The sequence below is a fragment of the Dechloromonas aromatica RCB genome, from assembly GCF_000012425.1.
The window spans coordinates 3347706-3368785 of the sequence record NC_007298.1 but is presented as its reverse complement, the minus strand read 5'-3'; the positions used below and the strand labels follow the sequence as shown (position 1 = coordinate 3368785).

Annotated in this window: 20 protein-coding genes; 10 read left to right on the top strand and 10 right to left on the bottom strand. The window is 59.9% G+C overall.

All coding sequences use genetic code 11. The features are described 5' to 3' along the window. Nucleotides 1-186: 186 nt before the first annotated feature. From DARO_RS15985 to aceK, 4 genes are all read right to left on the bottom strand, one after another. Entirely contained in the window at nucleotides 187-1557 is a 1371-nt protein-coding gene (locus tag DARO_RS15985; protein WP_011287257.1) for an NAD(P)(+) transhydrogenase (Re/Si-specific) subunit beta, read from the bottom strand. Continuing rightward, complete coding sequence (locus tag DARO_RS15980) at nucleotides 1557-1838, bottom strand: NAD(P) transhydrogenase subunit alpha part 2 (protein ID WP_011287256.1); 282 nt, start codon at nucleotides 1836-1838, stop codon at nucleotides 1557-1559. Before DARO_RS15980 ends, DARO_RS15985 begins: the two co-directional genes overlap by 1 nt. Further along, nucleotides 1838-2980 carry an NAD(P) transhydrogenase subunit alpha gene (locus tag DARO_RS15975; protein ID WP_011288850.1) on the bottom strand — a complete coding sequence of 381 codons (1143 nt, stop codon included), beginning with the start codon at nucleotides 2978-2980 and terminating at the stop codon, nucleotides 1838-1840. Before DARO_RS15975 ends, DARO_RS15980 begins: the two co-directional genes overlap by 1 nt. 159 nt (nucleotides 2981-3139) lie before the next feature. After that, on the bottom strand, nucleotides 3140-4921 hold the full coding sequence (gene aceK, locus DARO_RS15970; RefSeq protein ID WP_011288849.1) for a bifunctional isocitrate dehydrogenase kinase/phosphatase: 1782 nt from the start codon (nucleotides 4919-4921) through the stop codon (nucleotides 3140-3142). Between the two features lie 216 nt (nucleotides 4922-5137). On the opposite strand from aceK, the gene DARO_RS15965 reads away from it, so the two are divergent. The 8 genes from DARO_RS15965 (at nucleotide 5138) to DARO_RS15930 (ending at nucleotide 13058) form a co-directional block, all read left to right on the top strand. Further along, on the top strand, nucleotides 5138-7375 hold the full coding sequence (locus tag DARO_RS15965; protein WP_011288848.1) for an NADP-dependent isocitrate dehydrogenase: 2238 nt from the start codon (nucleotides 5138-5140) through the stop codon (nucleotides 7373-7375). A gap of 204 nt (nucleotides 7376-7579) precedes the next feature. After that, nucleotides 7580-8821, top strand: a complete 1242-nt coding sequence (gene icd / locus DARO_RS15960; protein ID WP_011288847.1) for an NADP-dependent isocitrate dehydrogenase — start codon at nucleotides 7580-7582, stop codon at nucleotides 8819-8821. A 147-nt stretch (nucleotides 8822-8968) separates the two neighbouring features. Next, nucleotides 8969-9541: a hypothetical protein gene (locus tag DARO_RS15955; RefSeq protein ID WP_011288846.1), complete on the top strand. Its 573-nt coding sequence runs from the start codon at nucleotides 8969-8971 to the stop codon at nucleotides 9539-9541. Between the two features lie 50 nt (nucleotides 9542-9591). After that, nucleotides 9592-10095 carry a hypothetical protein gene (locus DARO_RS15950; protein WP_011288845.1) on the top strand — a complete coding sequence of 168 codons (504 nt, stop codon included), beginning with the start codon at nucleotides 9592-9594 and terminating at the stop codon, nucleotides 10093-10095. Between the two features lie 8 nt (nucleotides 10096-10103). Further along, nucleotides 10104-10598, top strand: coding sequence for an RNA methyltransferase (locus DARO_RS15945; protein WP_011288844.1), 495 nt, complete (start codon nucleotides 10104-10106; stop codon nucleotides 10596-10598). A gap of 175 nt (nucleotides 10599-10773) precedes the next feature. Continuing rightward, entirely contained in the window at nucleotides 10774-11028 is a 255-nt protein-coding gene (locus tag DARO_RS15940; RefSeq protein ID WP_011288843.1) for a hypothetical protein, read from the top strand. Between the two features lie 19 nt (nucleotides 11029-11047). Then, complete coding sequence (gene murI / locus DARO_RS15935; RefSeq protein WP_011288842.1) at nucleotides 11048-11857, top strand: glutamate racemase; 810 nt, start codon at nucleotides 11048-11050, stop codon at nucleotides 11855-11857. A gap of 1 nt (nucleotide 11858) precedes the next feature. Further along, complete coding sequence (locus DARO_RS15930; protein ID WP_011288841.1) at nucleotides 11859-13058, top strand: CaiB/BaiF CoA transferase family protein; 1200 nt, start codon at nucleotides 11859-11861, stop codon at nucleotides 13056-13058. 27 nt (nucleotides 13059-13085) lie between these two features. Here DARO_RS15930 and DARO_RS15925 read toward each other — a convergent pair whose 3' ends face one another. Both DARO_RS15925 and DARO_RS23160 read right to left on the bottom strand, forming a co-directional pair. Continuing rightward, a complete protein-coding gene (locus tag DARO_RS15925; RefSeq protein ID WP_011288840.1) occupies nucleotides 13086-14711 on the bottom strand; it encodes a methyl-accepting chemotaxis protein in 1626 nt (541 codons plus the stop codon). A 75-nt stretch (nucleotides 14712-14786) separates the two neighbouring features. Next, a complete protein-coding gene (locus DARO_RS23160) occupies nucleotides 14787-15311 on the bottom strand; it encodes an energy transducer TonB (protein ID WP_011288839.1) in 525 nt (174 codons plus the stop codon). Nucleotides 15312-15444: 133 nt separating this feature from the next. Between DARO_RS23160 and DARO_RS21885 the strand changes: the two genes are divergently transcribed. Beyond that, the gene (locus DARO_RS21885) at nucleotides 15445-16383 is read left to right on the top strand and encodes an ankyrin repeat domain-containing protein (protein ID WP_198134057.1); all 939 of its coding nucleotides are present in this window, start codon (nucleotides 15445-15447) and stop codon (nucleotides 16381-16383) included. A gap of 80 nt (nucleotides 16384-16463) precedes the next feature. Then, nucleotides 16464-16796: a hypothetical protein gene (locus DARO_RS15910; RefSeq protein ID WP_011288837.1), complete on the top strand. Its 333-nt coding sequence runs from the start codon at nucleotides 16464-16466 to the stop codon at nucleotides 16794-16796. A gap of 27 nt (nucleotides 16797-16823) precedes the next feature. Here DARO_RS15910 and DARO_RS15905 read toward each other — a convergent pair whose 3' ends face one another. From DARO_RS15905 to DARO_RS15890, 4 genes are all read right to left on the bottom strand, one after another. After that, on the bottom strand, nucleotides 16824-17432 hold the full coding sequence (locus DARO_RS15905) for a response regulator transcription factor (protein WP_011288836.1): 609 nt from the start codon (nucleotides 17430-17432) through the stop codon (nucleotides 16824-16826). Then, nucleotides 17425-19707 (bottom strand): PAS domain S-box protein, encoded by a 2283-nt coding sequence (locus tag DARO_RS15900; RefSeq protein WP_497462987.1) that lies wholly within the window; start codon nucleotides 19705-19707, stop codon nucleotides 17425-17427. The genes DARO_RS15905 and DARO_RS15900 overlap by 8 nt, the downstream gene beginning before the upstream one ends. 209 nt (nucleotides 19708-19916) lie before the next feature. Next, nucleotides 19917-20636, bottom strand: coding sequence for an LrgB family protein (locus DARO_RS15895; protein WP_011288834.1), 720 nt, complete (start codon nucleotides 20634-20636; stop codon nucleotides 19917-19919). Then, complete coding sequence (locus tag DARO_RS15890) at nucleotides 20633-20992, bottom strand: CidA/LrgA family protein (protein ID WP_011288833.1); 360 nt, start codon at nucleotides 20990-20992, stop codon at nucleotides 20633-20635. Before DARO_RS15890 ends, DARO_RS15895 begins: the two co-directional genes overlap by 4 nt. Nucleotides 20993-21080 lie beyond the last annotated feature (88 nt).

The following is a 21080-nucleotide window of genomic DNA, read 5'->3' as shown; positions in this document are numbered from 1 at the left end:
GCAAGCAGCAGGAAGAAGTGTGCCGAGATCGGTCCGCTGACCGCTGACCAGACCCACAACAGGAGGCATGTTGCTGCGGTAAGCCAGATCAGCAGGTCGTCGATTCTTTTCATTGGTGAGATCCTGAAATGCAATAACGAGCGATTGTAAGGTTTCTGATATTTTTGGTATAGCTAAAGAAGTTGCTCACCCCATCGTCTTCAGGTTCTGAATGATCTCGCCGGCCATGGGTTGTGCATCGCCATAGAGCATGCGGCAGTTGTCGGTGAAGAACAGCGCGTTCTCCACGCCGGAGTAACCGGTGCCCTTGCCGCGCTTGATCACTATCACGTTCTGCGCCATGTCGGCATTGAGGATCGGCATGCCGTAGATCGGGCTGGACTTGTCGGTGCGGGCGCTTGGATTCACCACATCGTTCGCTCCGATGATCAGCGCCACATCGGCCTGACCGAACTCGCCGTTGATTTCCTCGAGGTCGAAGATCTTGTCGTACGGCACCCCGGCCTCGGCCAGCAACACGTTCATGTGGCCCGGCATTCGCCCGGCCACCGGGTGGATGGCGAACTTCACCTCGACCCCGACTTCCTCGAGCATCTCGGTCATTTCCCAGACCTTGTGCTGGGCATGGGCCACGGCCATGCCGTAGCCCGGCACGATGATGACCTTGCTGGCGTAACGCATCATCGCCGCCGCATCAAGCGCACTCAGTTCCTTCATCGTGCCGCTGATCGCTTCACCACTCGAAGCCGCCACCATCGGCGTGAAGAGAATGTTCGAGATCGGCCGGTTCATCGCCTTGGCCATTAGCTGCGTCAGCAGCGTACCAGCGGCACCAACCACGATGCCGGCGATGATCAGTGCCGGGTTCCCCAGCACGTAGCCTTCAAAGCCCACCGCCAGGCCGGTGAAGGCATTGAACAGCGAGATCACGACCGGCATGTCGGCCCCGCCGATCGGCAGGGTGACGATCAGGCCGAGGATCAGCGAGATGGCGAAGAAGAAGTAGATCAGTTCCGGCTGGGCCGGGGCCATCACCACCATGGCGATCCCCAGGCCGACGGCGTTGAGGGCGAGGATGACATTGACCGCATTCTGGGCTGGCAGGCGGATGGCTTTCTTCAGCACGCCTTGCAGTTTCGCCCAGGCGACACAAGAGCCGGTGAAGGAGACCGCACCGATCAGCGCGCCGATCACGGCGAGGATGGTCGTGATGGTGCTGTGCGTATCGCCGCGGGCGAACTCGATGGCGGCAATCGCCGCGGCGGCACCGCCGCCCATGCCGTTGTAGATGGCAACCATCTGCGGCATGTCGGTCATCTTGACCTTCTGGCCGGAGATCCAGGCGGCGGCGCCACCGAGACCGAGGGCGAGGATCATCAGGCCGATGTTCTTTAATCCCGGAACGAGGAAGGTGCCGGCAATGGCGATCAGCATGCCGTAACCGGCGATAACGATACCCTTGCGGGCGGAGGCCGGGGAACTCATGCCCTTGAGGCCGAAGATGAACAGGGCGGCGCCGAGGAACCAGGCGCCTTGAACGTAGAGGGGCAGACTCATCATGCTTCCTTCTTCTTGAACATGGCGAGCATGCGTTCGGTCACGACATAACCGCCGGCGGCATTGGCCGCCCCGAGGGCGACGGCGAAGAAGCCGATGGCCTGTTCGACGACGGTATCGGCATTGCCCAGCGCAATCATGGCGCCGACGACGACCACGCCATGAATGAAGTTGGAGCCGGACATCAGCGGGGTGTGCAGGATGACCGGCACCTTGGCGATGATCTCGTAGCCGGTGAAGGCGGCGAGCATGAAGATGTAGAGGGCGAGCAGACCGTCCATTACGCATTTCCTCCCGTGGGTTCACCCATCACTTGTTTGACCACCGGATGCACGGTGGCGCCATCGCGGCACAGCACGGTGCCGGCCAGTACTTCGTCGCTCCAGTCGAACTGGAGACTGCCGTCCTTGATCCACGGCGACAGGAAGTTGTAGAGGTTCTTGGCGTAGAGTTCGGAGGCGTGGGTGGGCATGCGCGAGGGAAGATTCAGGGGGCCGTGGATGTTCACGTCGTTGGCGATGACGTGTTCGCCCGGCTGGGTGAGTTCGCAGTTGCCGCCGGATTCGGCGGCCATGTCGACGATGATGGCGCCGTATTTCATGCGACCGACCATCTCGCGGGTGATGATGACCGGGGCTTTTTTGCCGGGGATGGCGGCGGTGGTGATCACGACATCGGCCATGGCAATCACTTTGGTCAGCTTCTCGACCTGCGCGGCTTTCTCATCCAAGGTGAGTTCGCGGGCGTAACCGCCGGTGCCATCGGCGGAGACGCCGGTGTCGACGAACTTGGCGCCGAGGGATTCGATCTGCTCCTTGGCAGCGGCCCGGACGTCGTAGGCTTCGACCATGGCACCCAAACGTTTGCAGGTGGCGATGGCTTGCAGGCCGGCGACGCCAGCTCCGATGATCAACACGCGGGCCGGACGGATGGTGCCGGCGGCGGTGGTCAGCATGGGGAAAAACTTGGTGCAGCGGGCGGCGGCAATCAGGCCGCACTGGTAGCCGGCGCAGGCGCCCTGGCTGGACAGGGCATCCATGCTCTGGGCGCGCGAGATGCGCGGCAGCAGTTCGAGCGAGAAGGCGGTGATCTTCTTCGCGTTCAGGGCGGCCAGGCGTTCCTTGGACTCGAAGGGCTTGAGCAGACCGATCAGCACCGAGCCTTCGGGCAGGGCGGCAATCTCGCCCAGGCTCGGCGGAGTCACGCGCAGGATCAGGTCGGCTTGGGCGTAGGCTTCACTGGGGCCTGGCAGGAAGTCGATGTCGGTGTAATCCGAATCGAGAAAGTGGCTCTGGATGCCCGAACTTTGTTCCATGCGTAGTCGGGCGCCGAGGGCGGCAAATTTCTTGGCTGTCTCGGGCGAGAGGGCGGTGCGGCTTTCGCCATCCGTACTTTCGCGAGCAACCGCCAGGGTCAGCGGCATTGAAGTTCTCCTAGAGGTACTAATTTGAATATTTGGCGTATTGGTGCCGATACCCTGGGTATCGGTCATTGTTGTATTAATGCTGTTGCGCGAAAGATAAGTGATTTGTTATGACGTGAGTAGTCAGGATTTCTGACCGCTCATTCAGCAATTCTTTAACTATTGCTCCTCCGTCAGGTCTGTCTGGCGATTGATGAAGCGCAGTTCTTGCGGGTAGGGGAAAAAGTCTTCGACGTAGCCGCTGCGGATTTTCTCCTGCGCCTCTAGCCAGAACCTGGGGCTCAACAAATCCTTGTGGTACTTAATGAAAATCTTGCGGACCTGCGGCGAAGTGAGCAGGAAGGTCGCGAATTCTTCCGGGAAAACGTCGTTTCTGGACACCGCATACCAGACCTCGCCGGACATTTCCGTTTCAAAGTCCGGCGCTGGCGGGATCTGGCGGAATTTGATGTCGGTCATGTATTCGATTTCGTCGTAGTCGTAGAAAACGACCCGGCCGAAGCGGGTGACGCCGAAGTTCTTCCACAGCATGTCGCCCGGGAAGATGTTGGCCTGGGCCATTTCGCGGATGGCGCTGCCGTATTCGCGGATCACGTGCTCCAGCCTTTCGACATTGTTGGCGCGCTCCATCCGGTCGAGGTGGATGTTAAGCGGTTCCATGCGGCGCTCGATGTACAGGTGCTTGATGATCAGCTGGTCGCCATCGACTTCGAAGCAGGAGGGGGCCAGTTGTTGCAGTTCGGCCAGCACCTCGTCGTTGAAGCGCTTCAACGGGAACATCACGTTGGAGAATTCCAGCGTGTCGGCCATCCGCCCGACGCGGTCGACCTGTTTGACCATCATGAACTTCTTCTTGACCGTGGCGCGGTCCATCTCCTTGGAGCTGCCGAAGACATCCTTGATCAGCTTGAAGACGTAGGGATAGGAGGGCAGCGTGAAGACCAGCATGACCAGTCCGCGGATGCCGGGGGCCATGATGAATTTGTCTTCCGAGTGGTGGAGATGATAGATGAGGTCGCGGAAGAACATGGTTTTGCCCTGCTTGCCGAGGCCGAGCATGATGTACAGCTCGGAGCGTGGCTTGGCGGGCAGGATGGAGCGCAGGAACTGCACATAACCGGAAGGTACTTCCATGTCGACCATGAAATAGGCCCGCGACAGCGAGAAGAGCAGGCCGATCCGCCAGGCATCGAGCAGGATGGTGTCGAGGTAGAGCTGTCCGGCCTCGTTTTGCAGCACCGGAATGGTGAAGGGATATTCGGTCGCTCCGTTGATTGCCTTGCCGATGATGTAGGCGGCCTTGTTGCGGTAGAAGGCTGAGCCGAGTACCTGTATCTGGAAATTCACCTCGCGGGGTGGCATGCCGTTCAAGAAGTGACGAACAGCGTGATAAACATGCTCGACGTCGTGCTCAAGATCGACAAATGGCCGATGCCAGTCGAAGTCCTTGACGATCTTGAGGACCGTGCCACGCAAGCCATCCTCCTTGGCGTAGTAACTGCGGTAGGTCTGGGTGTCGTCGCCCTCTATGTTTTCCGTGGAAATGCTTGGTCGGACGAAGATGAAATCGTTGTGGAAATAATTGCGGTGCAGGATTTTGGTCGTCACCGAGTTGAAGAAGGTTTCGGCCAACTCCGGCTGCTTGTGATTGAGCAGCAGCCCGATGTAGAGCAGCTTGACCTGCTGCCACGTCGTGTCGTCGATCGAGGCGGCATCGAATTGGTTGCGCAGGCGCTCGACGCATTCGTCGACGCGATCATCGTAGAAGCGGATGCGCTCCTTGACGGCCTTGTGCACACCCAGCCAGTCAGCCTGCTCGAACCGTGTCTTGGCCTCGCGGCTGGTCTGGCGGAACAGGGTGTAGTGCTTGTTGAAGCCCTGGATCATGGCCAGGGCGATCTGGTGCGCGTTGGTGCCGTAGAGGCCGACGGATATTTTCATGGTCGAAAAAGCCTGGGTTCAGCGGTAAATATTAGCACCAGCGAATAGCGTCGATGTCCATGAATTTTCAGCGAAATCGCAATGTGAAAAGGCATTTCGTTGACTGAGATGCAATGGGGGCCGATACTCTCAATGTTTTGCTTCAGCAAACCGGTTCACAAAGGGCTGAGCGTGACCCTCAGCTCCAAAAATTCAATCCAACGCAAGGGGATATTCATGGCTGGTGGAAAGTCGAAAATCATTTACACACTGACTGACGAGGCGCCGCTGCTGGCGACTTGCGCATTTTTGCCGATCATCCGCACCTTTACCGGTCCGGCCGGCATCGAGATCGAAAAGGCCGACATTTCTGTGTCCGCCCGTGTCCTCTCCGAATTCTCCGAGTTTCTGACTGACGAGCAGAAGGTTCCCAATACGCTGGGCGAACTGGGCAAAAAGTGCCTGCTGCCGGAAACCAATATCATCAAGCTGCCGAACATCTCTGCTTCCGTTGCCCAGCTCAAGGCTTGCGTCAAGGAGCTGCAGGAAAAGGGCTACAAGATTCCCGATTACCCGGAAACGGCCAATACCGACGAAGACAAGGCCCTCAAGGCCCGCTTTGGCAAGTGCCTCGGTTCCGCCGTCAACCCGGTCCTGCGCGAAGGCAACTCCGATCGCCGCGCCCCGGGCGCCGTCAAGAATTACGCCAAGAAGCGTCCGCACTCCATGGGTGAATGGAAGCAATGGTCGCAGACCCACGTTTCCCACATGGAACACGGCGACTTCTACCACGGTGAAAAGTCGATGACCCTCGACAAGCCGCGCGAAGTGCGCATGGAACTGATCGCCAAGGGCGGCAAGACCACTGTGCTGAAGCCGAAGCTCTCGCTGCTCGAAGGCGAGATCATCGACTCGATGTTCATGAGCAAGAAGGCCTTGTGCGATTTCTACGAAGCCCAGCTGGAAGACTGTCGTGAAGCCGGCATCCTGTTCTCGCTGCACGTCAAGGCGACGATGATGAAGGTCTCGCACCCGATCGTTTTCGGCCACTGCGTCAAGATCTATTACAAGGAAGCCTTCGAGAAGCACGCCAAGACTTTCGATGAGCTCGGCATCAACGTCAATAACGGCATGGTCGATCTGTACGACAAGATCAAGAACCTGCCGGAATCCAAGCGCGATGAAATCATCCGCGACCTGCACGCCTGTCAGGAACACCGTCCGCGTCTGGCGATGGTCGATTCGGCCAAGGGCATCACCAACTTCCACTCGCCGAACGACATCATCGTCGACGCCTCCATGCCGGCCATGATCCGTCAGGGCGGCAAGATGTGGGGTGCTGACGGCAAGCAGTACGACAGCAAGTGTGTCATGCCGGAATCGACCTTTGCCCGCATTTACCAGGAGATGATCAACTTCGTCAAATGGCACGGCAACTTCGATCCGCGGACCATGGGCACCGTGCCGAACGTCGGCCTGATGGCCCAGCAGGCCGAGGAATACGGTTCGCATGACAAGACCTTCGAAATCGCCGAAGACGGCATCGCCAACATCGTCGACAACGCCACCGGCGAAGTGCTGCTGACGCAGAACGTCGAAGCTGGCGACATCTGGCGCATGTGCCAGGTCAAGGACGCGCCGATCCGCGACTGGGTCAAGCTGGCCGTTACCCGTGCCCGCCAGTCCGGCATGCCGGCCATTTTCTGGCTGGATGCCTACCGTCCGCACGAGAACGAACTGATCAAGAAGGTTCAGAAGTACCTCAAGGATCACGACACCAGCGGTCTCGACATCCAGATCATGTCGCAGGTCCGTGCCATGCGCTTCACGCTGGAACGCGTCGCCCGCGGTCTGGACACCATCTCGGTGACCGGCAACATCCTGCGCGACTACCTGACCGACCTCTTCCCGATCATGGAACTGGGTACCTCGGCCAAGATGCTGTCCATCGTTCCGCTGATGAACGGCGGCGGCATGTACGAAACCGGTGCCGGCGGCTCGGCCCCGAAGCACGTCCAGCAGCTGACCCAGGAAAACCACCTGCGCTGGGATTCGCTCGGCGAGTTCCTGGCCCTGGCCGTCTCACTCGAAGAGCAGGGCATCAAGGATGGCAACAAGCGTGCCGTTCTGCTGGCCAAGACGCTGGACGCTGCGACCGGCAAGCTGCTTGACAACAACAAGTCGCCATCGCCGAAGACCGGTGAGCTGGACAACCGCGGCTCGCAGTTCTACCTCGCCATGTACTGGGCGCAGGAACTGGCTGCGCAGAAGGAGGACGCCGAACTGGCTGCCCATTTTGCCAAGCTGGCCAAGGCGCTGTCCGACAACGAAGGCCAGATCGTTGCCGAAATGAAGTCGGTGCAGGGCCGGCCGGTCGATATCGGTGGCTATTACAAGGCCGATGCGGAAAAGTGCAAGGCCGTCATGCGTCCGAGCCCGACGCTGAACGCTGCGCTGAAGGCTGCCCGCATCTAAGCTCCGGCTGAGACTTGCGGCCCGGCAGACCCCGAGGGGTTTGCCGGGCCGTTTTCTTTGGCGGGTCGAGCATGGCTGACATCAGCCAGCGTTTTGCCGCATAATCAAAAATGCTGCCGGCCCAAGGAAGCATCGGGCCAGGTGTTCCCGTCGAGGGGTGTCCGAGGCGAAAGCGCTCGTCCGATAACAAAGCATGGAGTGGATATGACTTCTCACATCAAGGTTCCGCAAGGTGGTTCGAAAATCGTTCCGGGTCAGGCGATTCCGGATAACCCGATCATCCCGTTCATCGAAGGCGATGGCATCGGCATCGACATCACGCCGGTCATGATCAAGGTCATCGATGCGGCAGTTGAGAAGGCCTATGGCGGCAAGAAGAAAATCCACTGGATGGAAGTCTATGCCGGCGAAAAGTCTACCCGCCTGTACGGTTCGGACGAATGGCTGCCCAAGGAAACCTTCGATGCCCTGAAGGAATACTCCGTCTCCATCAAGGGGCCGATGACGACGCCGGTTGGTGGCGGCATCCGTTCCCTGAACGTGGCGCTGCGCCAGGAACTGGATCTCTACCAGTGCGTCCGGCCGGTGCGGTATTTCAAGGGCGTGCCATCCCCGCTGAAGCACCCGGAACTGACCAATATGGTCATCTTCCGCGAGAATACCGAAGACATCTACGCTGGTATCGAATGGGCCTGTGGCTCTGAAGGCGTCAAGAAAGTCGTCAAGTTCCTGCAGGAGGAAATGGGCGTCAAGAAAATCCGGTTTCCGGAGACTTCCGGTATTGGCATCAAGCCGATTTCCATCGAAGGAACGTCGCGCCTGGTCCGTGCTGCGATCAAATACGCCATCGACAATGATCGCAAGTCGGTGACCATCGTGCACAAGGGCAATATCATGAAGTTCACGGAAGGGCTGTTCCGTGATGCCTGCTACAAGCTGGCTCAGGATGAATTCGGGGCCGAACTGATCGACGGTGGCCCGTGGTGCAGGATCAAGAACCCGAAGAACGGTCGTGAGATCATCATCAAGGATTCCATTGCCGATGCCTTCCTGCAACAGATCCTGCTGCGTCCGGCCGAGTACGACGTGATCGCTACTACCAACCTGAACGGCGACTACATCTCCGATGCGCTGGCGGCCCAGGTCGGTGGCATCGGTATCGCGCCAGGGGCCAACATCTCCGACCGGTACGCCTGCTTCGAGGCCACCCACGGCACGGCGCCGAAGTACGCCGGCCTGGACAAGGTCAATCCGGGTTCCTTGATCCTCTCGGCCGAAATGATGCTGCGCCACCTCGGCTGGGGCGACGCCGCCAATCTGGTGCTCAAGGCCATGGAAGCGGCGATTGGCGACAAGCAGGTGACCTACGACTTCGCCCGCCAGATGGAAGGCGCCAACGAGTTGTCCTGCTCCGAATTCGGCGATGCGATGATTGCCCGCATGTAATCTCGCCGGGAGATTTCACCTGAATGAAGCCCCCGCCTGGGGGCTTCTGTCTTTTTTGGGCACGCAAAGTCAGAGGGAGGCGTATGCTGTGCTCAGCCAATTGGCCATGCAGTCGTCGCCGTCAGGCGCGAATGAAAGGATAGCCCTGTGAGCCCAGCAAAAATTGAAGAACTCTTTGAACTCCTCCGTGCGGCCTGTGCCCGCCAGTTCCGCTTCAATCCCCGACGGGTCACCGCCGGCATGCGCTATGTTGGCAAGGAAGGGCATGGCAAGGACATGGTCCATGTTTTCCGTGATGCCTCGACGCATTCGCAGATCGCACTGGACAGCACCTTCGCCACCCTGCGCGAAAAGCATGGTGAAAAACCGCACTGGACCGAGGCCGAGAAGGCCCATTACCAGAATACCGACGCCGAGATCGACGCCGAGATTGCTGCCAAGCAGGCCGAACTCGAGTTTGTACAGAATTCCGCGCTTTATCAGGACCACAAGGCCGAGCTGCTGACACACTACAAGGACTGGCCCGGCTACGTGCCCGGCGGGACGAATCCGCGTGAAGCGGCACGGCTGCTGATCGCCGCGCTGGCCGAGGCGAACGATGCCCGGCTTGCCACATTTGTCGAACGCTTCCATTCGGCTGATCCGGAAAATCTGGTCCATCTACTGCTGTCCCCGTGTCATCTTGAAATCGAAGCGAGCCGGGCCGCCGCTACGCCGTAATCCAACGCTTCGGCAAGCGGCTGCCCCTCGGCGGGCAGTACAATTCGGGCATGACATCCAATGTAATGAATGAGGCCATAGAGCCCGAAGAATCCGCTGACATCAACGAGCCACGATTGTGGCGCAGCAACGGCTGGACTGCCCGCGTCATCAAGAACGAAGAGGACGAAGGCTGGGCCGTCGAAATGATCAAGGACGGCGAGTCCGAGCCGGCCTTGGTCGGCCCATGGACCATGGGGCGCGACAAGAAAAGCCCCAAGCCGCTTGATGTTTCGGCTTTCCAGACCCTGATCAAGACCGCTTCCGAAGTCCTGCGTCGCCACGAACATCAGCTGCACGCGATGCTCCACAAGAAACTCACGGTCGACCGGGAAAACGGACCAGTGTTGATCAGTCTCGACATCGTTCCCGACGAGGACGACCCCTACGCCACGCTCTCCGCCAAAGATGTCGACGGTGAACAACTGGCCAGCGTCCGCGTCGGGCCGAACTTCAAGCTCAGCGCTGCCAGCGCCAACGCCTGGATAGACGACGAATTCCGCCAGCCCGAATAAGGCCAACGATGAGCATCGAAACAATCACTAGAAAACAGGCCGTCCAGAGCTACACCGGCTACTCCTGCATCGGCCTCTACAACCCCAAAGGCCCGGAAAACGTCGGCTCCATCATGCGCGCCGCTGGCTGCTATGGTGTCAATACGGTGTTCTACACCGGCAAACGCTACGAGCGCGCCGTCGAGTTTCGCACCGATACCAAGCAGGTTCATTTGCAATTGCCGCTGATTGGTGTGGAAGACCTGCAGCAAGTCATCCCCTTTGGCTGCGTCCCGGTCGCCATCGAAGTCCACCCGGATGCCAAGCCGCTCACCGAATACCAGCACCCCGAACGCGCTTTCTACATCTTTGGCCCGGAAGACGGCAGCCTGAAAAAGAACGTCACCTCATGGTGCAAGGACATCGTTTACATACCGACCCATGGCTGCATGAATCTGGCGGCGACGGTCAACGTGGTGCTTTATGACCGGATGCTGAAGGCGGGGTGGCCGATTGCCAAATGATGCTGGCTCGTGTTGCGTTTTGGCGCTCGCACCAATGCATCGCTACTCGATGCCTTCGGTAACGATGATCGGATGCCTTTGATGCACGCACTACGGCGGGCCCAACGAGCCATCGCAAGGCGGTTTTTTTTTGCGTTAGAATTTGCGCCATTCCCCCATTTTCCGGTGTTTTACGATGAGTGCAGATTTGGAACCCGCCGCTTTGACCGCCCACGAGTTGTTGAAGCGGAAAAAGGAAGTTCGCAAATGGGTGTTGGTGCGCGGCTTCTTGTTGGGCGTGCTGGTTGCTGCCTGGTGGATTCTGTTCGTGCCGGAATCCATCGTCGCTTCGACCCTGAAATACGTGCTCGGCGTTGTCGTCGGCTTGGTGGCAACGGGCGGCTATCTCTACCAGTTGCGCAGCGTATTCCAGCCACCGGCCAGGGATTGAGCACGAGCGCCCGGCAACGATGCCTGCGCCCCGGGGAATCCTTCTGAACAACCAGCCCATCGCCGTTTTCGACTCCGGCCTCGGCGGCCTGACGGTATTGCGCGCTTTGCGCGATCGATTGCCGCAGGAAGACTTTTTCTATTTTGCCGATACCCGGTTTTTGCCTTATGGCGACCGGCCGGAGGTGTTTCTTCGCGAGCGTGGGGTCTTGATTGCCAAGGCGCTGGCCAAGCAAGGGGCAAAAGCCCTAGTCATTGCCTGCAACACGGCGACAGCGGCTGCCGCGGAGGCGATTCGCGCGGCGATTGATTTACCGGTGGTGGCGCTGGAGCCGGGGGTTAAGCCGGCGGTGGCGCTGACCAGGAGTGGTGTCATTGGCGTGCTGGCGACGACACGGACTTTGGCGAGCGAGCGCTTTCAGCGGCTGGTTGGCAATCATGCCAATCATCTGCGCGTGATCGCCCAGGCTTGCCCTGGGCTGGCCGAGGCGATTGAGGCACAGGGGCCGGATAGCCCACAGGTAGCGGCCTTGCTTGATGCTTTTGTGACGCCCCTGGCTGCGGCGGACGCTGATGTCGTGGTGCTCGGTTGCACCCATTACCCGTGGGTCGCTGGGGCGATTGCCCGGCGCATGCCGGTCGGGACAAGCTTGCTCGATACCGGCGAGCCGGTGGCCCGCCAGCTGGAACGACTGCTGGCGGCCAGTCATCTGCTCGGTGGCGGACATGGTCGGCTGACGGTAGCGACGAGCGGCGCGCCGGCCGCGGTGAGTGCCACGGTTGAGCGTCTGTGGGGGGCGAACCTTCACGTTGAACACTGGGAGCCCTGAAATGAGCGAAGTGCAACGACCGCTGTCCGGACTCAAGGTAATCGAGCTAGGTACGTTGATTGCCGGGCCGTTCTGTACGCGCATCATGGCCGAGTTTGGGGCCGAGGTGATCAAGGTGGAGTCGCCCGACGGTGGCGACCCGCTGCGCAAGTGGCGCAAGCTTTATGAAGGCACCTCCCTGTGGTGGTATGTCCAGGCTCGCAACAAGAAATCGGTGACGGCCAACCTGAAGCATCCGGAGGGCCGTGAATTTGTCCGCAAGCTGATTGCCGAGGCGGATATCCTGGTTGAAAACTTTCGCCCTGGCGTCCTGGAAAAGCTTGGCTTGGGCTGGGAGACCTTGAAGGCAGATAATCCCGGGCTGGTCATGGTTCGCTTGTCCGGCTTCGGTCAGACCGGGCCATACAAGGATCAGCCTGGCTTTGGCGCAGTCGGCGAGTCGATGGGTGGTTTGCGCTACATCACGGGCTTTCCCGACCGGCCGCCGGTACGCACCGGCATTTCCATCGGTGATTCGATTGCCGCGCTGTGGGGAGCGATTGGTGCGCTGATGGCGCTGCGTCACAAGGAGGTCAATGGCGGGGCCGGTCAGGTGGTCGATGTCGCGCTCTACGAGGCGGTGTTCGCGATGATGGAGTCGATGGTGCCGGAGTTCGATGTTTTCGGATTCGTCCGCGAACGCACCGGCAACATCATGCCCGGCATCACGCCGTCGAGTACGCATACCACCCGGGATGGCAAACATGTGACCATTGGCGCCAATGGCGATGCAATCTTCAAGCGTTTCATGCTCGCCATTGGTCGCTCGGACCTGGCCAATGATCCGACTTTGGCCGATAACACCGGCCGCGATGCGCGACGCGACGAAATCTATGCCCTGATCGACCGCTGGTGTGCCGAACACGATGAGGCTGATGTGCTGGCGATACTGGCTGCAGCAGAAGTCCCGTCATCACGTGTGTATTCGGTGGTCGACATGTTTGCCGATCCGCAATTCATTGCCCGTCAAATGTTCGAAGCAGCAAAGTTGCCGGATGGCAAGGAATTCTGCGTCCCCGGCATCGTGCCAAAATTATCTGAAACGCCGGGCGCAACCCAATGGCTCGGCCCCGAACTCGGCGCGCACACCGATGAGTTGCTGGCCAATCTAGGGTATCGGCCTGAGCGGATTGCCGAATTGAGAGCAGCCGGCGCGGTCTGAATGTTGCCTCGCCGGCCGCCCCTGGTTTCAGGTCTTGAACTGGCTGATCAGTTCTTTCAGATTGCCGGCAATGTCTTCGAGTTCGTGTGCCGACTCCGCTGTGCCGCGAATGGTCGCCGTGGTTTCCTCGACCATGTTGGCAATTTGTTCGACGCGTTGAGCAATGGAAGTGCTGGCCGTGCTTTGCTCCTTGGTGGCGTCGGCAACCTCCCCAACACGCTCCAGGGTCCGCCGCGAGCCGTCCTCAATCGCCTGCAGTGACTCGGATGCCGATGTTGCGAGTGCAACGCCTTCCTGTACCTCAGGCAGGGCCGCGTTCATGGCTTCAACCGCGCCAACCGTGTCTTGCTGGATGCCGCTGATCATCTGCTCGATTTCCAGGGTCGCCGAGGAGGTGCGTTCAGCCAGCTTGCGAACTTCATCGGCCACGACAGCGAAGCCTCGGCCCTGTTCGCCAGCGCGTGCTGCTTCAATGGCGGCATTGAGCGCGAGCAGATTGGTTTGCCCGGCAATATCCTTGATGACGCTGGCGATGGTCGATACCTGATTGGCACGTTCTTCCAGGGCGTGAATGCGGCCAGATGCATCGGTGACCGTGTCGGCAATTTTCTGGATGGCCATACTCGCCTGATTGACTCGCTCAGTGCCGCGTCCTGCCAGTTCTGCGGCCTCTGAGGTTTCGCGGGCTGTTTCACGGGCACTGTCGGAAATGTGGTTGGAACTGACCGTCAGTTCTTCGATGGCGGCAGCCATGGCCGAGGTAGAGTCAGCCTGATGCTCGGCCGCCTTGGCGACCTCGTCAGAGGCGCGCGCGATGTGGTCGGCATTGGCCACCAGTTTGTTGGCATCGACGTTGATGGCAGTGACCATTTGCCGCAGCGAGCCGACCATGGTGCCAAGTGCATGGAGCAGGCTGCCGGCGGGGGCGTTGTCGAGGCGTGCAGTAAGGTCGCCACCGGCAACCCGCTGCATGATCTCGGTCGCTGCCTGCGGTTCTCCGCCCAATTGACGCAGGATGCTGACGCTGATTTGCCAGCCGATCAGGCTGAGGAGCACGAGCAGGGCGGCCGAGATGCCGCCGAGCAGCATGGCCCCTTCCTTGTATTCGCGGTCGATATCATCAATATAGATGCCTGTGCCGATTGCCCAGCCCCAAGGCGTGAAAAGTGCGGCATAGGAAAGCTTCGGCTCGGACTTTTGTTGACCGGCCCGGGGAAACCAGTAATCGACAAAGCCGCCACCAGACTGGGCAGCGCCGATCAGTTCCTTGATAATCAGTTTGCCGTTGGTGTCCTTGAGGTCGATCTTGTTCTGACCTTCGGCTGCCGGATTGGCGCCATGCAGGACATAAACCCCGTTGGTCTCAATACCGAAGAAGTACTCCTCCTTGTTGAAGCGTAAGCCGCGGAGGATGTCGCGAGCGGATTTCTTTGCCTCTTCGTCGCTCAGCTTGCCATCAATGGCCAGCTTGTGCTGCTGGTCGACCACGCCGACAGCGACCTCGACGAGGTTGCGCAGCTTCATCTTACGATCCTCCATCATGCTGCCCTTGAGCTGATAGAGAGAGGTTAAACAGAGTGTCAGCAGACCAAGCAAGGTGAGCCCGATGAGCAGATATATTCGAGTCGATACACGAGCGCTGGAGAGTCCCATGATTATTCCCCCAATAAAACTATGGTTATTTTATCCGTTCATGATAACGCCAAAAATAACAAAATAGCAAATTGATTATTGTTTGAGACGGAAGCGTAACCACAATAAAGTGTCGCGGGGGCTGTCGGCGGGAATGCTGCTCAGGGAGCGGACGGCCTTGAGCGCGGCATCGTCAAGCAAGGCGTGGCCGCTGCTTTGCTCGACGCGGGCGGCGACAACCTTGCCTGATTCGTCCAGGACCAGCAAAACCTGGACATCGCCTTCCAGACCGCGGGCAATGGCTTCGGCCGGATAAAACTGCCCGGCCGCATCCAGTCTCTTCAGGTGTTCGCGAACCGCCTGGCTCAGTGTTTTTGGGGGGGCTGCCGGCGCCGGCTTCTGCGGGCGTGGCTTTGCATTCTCGGCGGGCTTGGGCGGCTCGGGCAGCTTCAATGGAGGCGATGGCTGATCAGCTGGCGGTGGATTGCGAAGTTCCGCTTGCAGCGGTCGGGCACTTTCGGGCTGGGCTGGATGGGTGATGAAATATGGCAAAAGTGGCAACAAATGCAGCGTGACGGACAGCGCCAGCGCCGCAAAAAGCCGGTAATCGGTCCGTGTCATGAGAAAATGAGGGCTGGCCTGTGGCAATGGAAACGCAATGAGACTAACTGCAAGACGACGGCTTGCCATGATAATCGGGATGGGACTGTTGCTAACAGCAACGACCCCGGTATTTTCAGAGGATAGGGCGAGATTGCCTGATCCGGTAGCCTTCACCAACAGTATGGAACTTGGTGACGTGCGCCAGGCCGAGGCATGGCTTGATGCCGGAATGTCGCCGGATTTCATGGGTAGTCGGGTTGGATCCGGTCTGATGATCGGCGCCTGGGAGGGCAAGATTGACCTGATGCGCCTGTTTATTTCGCGCGGGGCCGATATCAACAAGCTGAATGCCAATGGCGAAACGGCCATTGCCCTGGCCGCGTGGCGCGGCAATCTGGAGGCGGTGAAATGGCTGCTGGAACGGGGGGCAAGAATCAATGCCCCGAAGCGCCAGTGGTCGGCACTGCATTACGCCGTGTTTGCCGGGCATGCCGAGGTGGCGGATTACCTGATCGAGCAGGGAGCGGATATTGATGCTCAAAGCACCAACGGTTCCAGCGTGCTGATGATGGCTGTCTATGAAGGGCATCAGCAACTGGCGCGCAAACTGATCGAGAAGGGGGCTGACCGGACTCCGAAGAACGAGTGGGGGGATGGTGCCCTGGATTGGGCAATGCGGCACAACCGCCTGGAAATCGCCCGCATGGTCAGCAACCCGGACGAGTTCAATATTGCGGTCAGCCAGCCGAAGGAGAAGTGGGGCGAGCCGACCCGTTCGCTGCGGACCTCGAAGGATCTGGAGAGTTTGCTCAATATTCGCGAGACGCTCGTCAAGCGGGGCATGGATACCGCCGCGGTCGACAAGCGGATTTCCGTCGAGCGCATGCGTATCGTCCGGGCCGAACTGGATCGCCAGTCCCCATCCCGGGCGGCGACCATGGAAATCACGGCCAGCCGCAAGAAGCCGCAGGAACAATCAGCGCAGATCATCTACGATGACAAGGGCAAGGCGGCAGGCTACAAGGCGCCGGCAGCCACCTATTTCGGCACGCCAAAAATGCCGCCCAAGGGGCCGGTGAAGAACTACTGAGCCGCGACTGGACGGAGGTCCAATTGCCAAGCCAGGTGGGCTGATGCAGACTGCCTGGAACGACAGAAAGAGGAGCCGGCATGCTTTATGTGACGAGGGATGGCAACGGGCGGATCAGCGAGCTGCATTCGATGTCCGTTGGCGAAAATCAGGAGGCGCTGCCGGCCGATCATCCGGAAGTTCTGCAGTTTCTGCATGACCGCTGGCGGCAGAGCGAACTGGATCAGCTCGACCGCAATTTCGTTCGGGCCATCGAAGATCTGATCGAACTGCTGATCAACCGGGAGGTGATCATGTTCACCGACCTGCCGGCCAAGGTGCAGGAAAAGTTGCTACGCCGCAAGGAGGTGCGCCAGCAGACGCACTATCTGGGCGACATCGGGGTTGGCGGCGACGACATCATCCCGATCTGAGCCGCGCCGGCCGGCGCGGCTTTGGATTCAATTCACCATCATGACCGCCTTGACCAGTTCGGCCAGGGTTCGGACGCCCATTTTTTCCATGACTCTGGCCCGATGCGCTTCGACGGTTTTCATGCTGATGTTCAGCTCGTCGGCGATCTGTTTGTTCAGCTTGCCGGCGACGACCAGTTGCATGACCTCTCGCTCGCGTTGAGTGAGCTGATCCAGTCGATGCGAAATGACGCCATCGCGCTGGCGGCGGGCTGATAGCTGATTGTCCAGTTCAAGTGCACGCTGGATGCGTGACAGCAGGTCTTCGTTGTGGAACGGCTTTTCGATGAAATCGCAGGCGCCCCGTTGCAGGGCTGAAACGGCCATCGGCACATCGCCGTGGCCAGTGACGAAGATGACCGGGAGCTGCGAGCCAAGGGCGTCCAGCTTTTCCTGTAATTCCAGGCCGCTCATCTCCGGCATCCGGACATCAAGCACCAGGCAACCGCGCATATCATCGCGCCGGGCTTTCAGGAAGTTCTCTGCCGAGTCGAAGCAGGCGACGCGATAGCCTTCGCCTTCGAGTAGCCAGGTCATCGAGTCGCGCATGGCCTCGTCGTCGTCGACGACAAAAATGGTTTGCGTCGGATTACTCATGGGTCACCTCGACAGTTTCCTCGATTGGTACGGTGAAATGGAACACGGTGCCGCCTTCTCGTCGTGGTTCGACCCACAGCCGCCCCTGATGGAATTCGATAATAGAACGGCAGATGGCCAGGCCGATGCCCATGCCTTCCGGCTTGGTGGTGTAGAAGGGGGCAAAAATCTTTTCAATGTCTTCCTCGGCAAGTCCGTGTCCCTGGTCGGTTACTGAGATTTCCAGCATTCGTTCGTCGACCACCTTGGCCTGCAGGGACAGCTGGCGGCGTTCGAACGGCACATCGCTCATGGCCTCAATGCCGTTCTTGACCAGATTGAGCAGCACCTGCTCGATCATGATGCGGTCGACGACAATCCGCGGCAAGTTCTCCGGGAGGTCGACGATGATCTGTGTGCCGGTGCGCTGAGCCTCGATGTCGGCGAAGGCGCGGGCTTCGTCGACCAGTTCTTCGAGGGCGATTGGTTGCCGGTTCGGATCGCCTTTTTTAACCATGTCACGCATCCGGCGGATGATCTTGCCGGCCCGCTCGGCCTGACTGGAGGCCTTCTGCATGGCAGCCAGCAGGTCATCCAGCCGGTAGTTGCCGGCCTGCATGCGTTTGACGCAGCCGGCGCAATAATTGGCGATGGCTGACAGCGGCTGGTTCAGTTCGTGGGCCAGCGATGAAGCCATTTCGCCCATGGTGATCAGGCGCGAGGTCTGTTCGAGGCGCTTTTGCTGTTGCAGATTGACTTCCTCGATGTGCTTCTTGTCGGTGATGTCGGCGCCGATCTGGACGCGCACGGTGCGGCCGTCAACCCAGCGGATGGCGCGTTCGTGCAGGTGGTACCAGTGGCCGGACAGGGTGTGCTGGATTTCGCCATCGAACAGTTCGCAAGGCAATTCCTCGGCGCTGATCTGTAGCGGGTCGCGGGCCAACCATTCCGGATTGGGGCGGCAGGGGGCAGTGACCTGGGCCGAATTGCGGCCAACGGTATCGAAGCCGAAAATATTCTGGAAAGCCCGGTTGGCAAAGAGAATTTCACCGGTTTGCACATCGGCGACGTGGACCGCCGAGTCGAGGCCGTCGATCACGGTGACGAAACGTTCATGGGCCCGTTCGAGTTCGACGCGGACTCGCTTGGGCTCGGTAATGTCGTTCATCGAGGCCATCCAGCCCATCTGCTGGCCATCGGTGCCGATCAGCGGCGAGAAGTAGAGGCGGACGTCGAAACGATCACCGTTCTTGCGCATGATACGCATCTCGAAGCCGCTGGCCGGAGCCTTCCCGGCCAGCGCAGTGTCGATGTTGTGCTGCAGGCGGTTGAACTCTTCCGGCGGCCAGTAGGGATAGGGTGGCTTGATGCCGACCAGTTCGCTTTCGTCGAAGCCGGTCATCCGGCAGAAGGCGGCGTTGACGAAGGTGATCCGACCTTCGAGGTCGATGGCGCGCAGGCCGGTGATCAGCGATTCGGACATGGCTTGCCGGAAGGCGTAGGCGGCGCGCAACTCTTCTTCCGTTGCAGCCCGGTGTCTGGCGTGCTGGCGCAACTTGATCAGGGTGATCGTGGCGATCACGGTCAGGATGATGATCAGGCCGGCCGGGACGAAGGGGAGCCAGGCACCGCCGACCCGATAGGCCACGATATTCAGGCCGAGGCGATTGTTCGGCAGTTCGAGGCTGATGGTGCCTGAAAGCTGGCGGTCGGTGGGTTTGACCGACGAGTTGCTGAGCACCTCCCGGTTGGCTGCATCGAGCACGGTCAGGCTGTAGCGGGCTGTGAAGACGGTGGGCAGCGTGGCGCGGAGCAGGGTCTCCAGGGATTGCAGGGCAATGAAGGCGCCGATGTCGGCACTACCCCGCTGGACTGGCAGGATGATGTCGTGGGTGGGGCGTTGCGTATCATCCCGATAGTCGGGCGAGACGACCGTACGCCGTACGCGCAGGGCTTCCTGCAGGGCAGCCAGGCGGACGCCGCTGAGTTGTTCGCCGACGAAGGTGGCCGTCGATTCATTGGGGGCGACCCATTCCACTTTGCCATCGGTATCGACCCAGATGATGGCCTGGATTTCGGGGGCATCGCGCACATAGCGCGTGGCCTTGACCTGGAACGATTCATAGGTCAGTTGCTTGAATTCCTGTTCGCGGCCAAGCTCGCTGAGCAGATCCTGATGGGCGTGCAGGCGGTTTTCGATGGTCCGTTCCGCCCAGTGCATGTCGCCTTCCAGCGCGGAGCGAGCCGTGTCCAGTTCACGCCATTGCAGCAGCCCGGTCAGGATCAGCATGGCCATGGCGAAAATGCCAATCGCAACATACGGTGCAAGCCATAACCAATTCTGGCGGGGGGCGGCATTGGGGAGGAGCGGGAACATGAGCCAATTCTTGGTGGTAGGCGTGCGCTCGGCCATTGGTACTTACCCTAAGTGCATTGGGTATTGGCACAAATCAACCCGGATTTGGGGGGATTTATGCCGTTGGCCGAGGTGGCGGGGCAACGAGCTTAGCGCAGCAGCGGCAATAAGATGGGCAGGCAGATTGCCGTGACAACCGCATTCATGCCCATGGCCAGCGCGGCAAAGGCGCCGCTCTGCTCATTGACCTGAAAAGCCCGGGCCGTCCCGATGCCATGCGAAGCGATGCCGATGGCGAAGCCGCGGATGGCCGGGTCGCGTACCTTGATGGCATCGAAGACATAGCGTGCGCCAACCGCGCCGAGGATGCCGGTGACAATGACCAGCACGGCTGTCAGCGATGGGATGCCGCCGATCCGCTCGGCAATGCCCATGGCGATCGGTGTGGTGACCGACTTGGGGGCGAGGGAGAGTTGCGTCGAGATGCTGGCACCGAGCAGGCGGGCCACCATCACGGCCGAGATGATGGCGGTCAGGCTACCGGCGAAGAGGCCGGCAATGACCGGCAGAAGCATCGAGCGCACTCGCTTGAATTGCGTGTAGAGCGGGATGGCCAGTGCCACGGTGGCGGGGCCGAGCAGGAAGTGTACGAACTGCGCCCCGGCGAAATAGGTTTCGTAGCTGGTTCCGGTCAGGGTCAGGAACAGGACCAGAGCCAGCACCGCGATCAGCACGGGGTTGGCCAGCGGGTTGTTGCCCGTGCGCTGGTAGATCCAGAAGGCGCCCTGGTAGGCGAGTAGCGTGATGGTCAGCCCGAGCAGTGGCGAGGCTGAAAGATAGATCCAGATCTGGGCGATGTCCGGCGTCATTGCGCTTCTCCCGTGGCAGCCGGCGCGCGCTGGCAGAGCTTCATGACCAGTGCGGTGACGACCAGTGTGGCCAGTGTGCTGATCAGCAACGACAGCACGAGCGGCAGCCATTCGTCGGCCACCCTGTGCAGATGGACCATGATGCCGGTGCCGGCGGGCACGAACAGCAAGGAGAGGTGTTGCAGCAGGTTCTGGCTGGTTGTCTGCAATTCGCGTTCCGGGCCGCCGCGGAGCATCAGCGCGACGAACAGGAAGAGCATGCCGAGCACCGGGCCGGGAACCGGCAGGGCCAGGCCGCGGGCGATAACCTCGCCAGCCAGTTGATAGATGAGCAGTTGGGTGAGTGCGGACAACATGGGGGCAAAGCTCCAGAGAAGAGACCTGAAGTCTATTGCTTAGCGCAGGTCTTTAATAGATGGCAAAACGTCTATGGATTGTTTATAA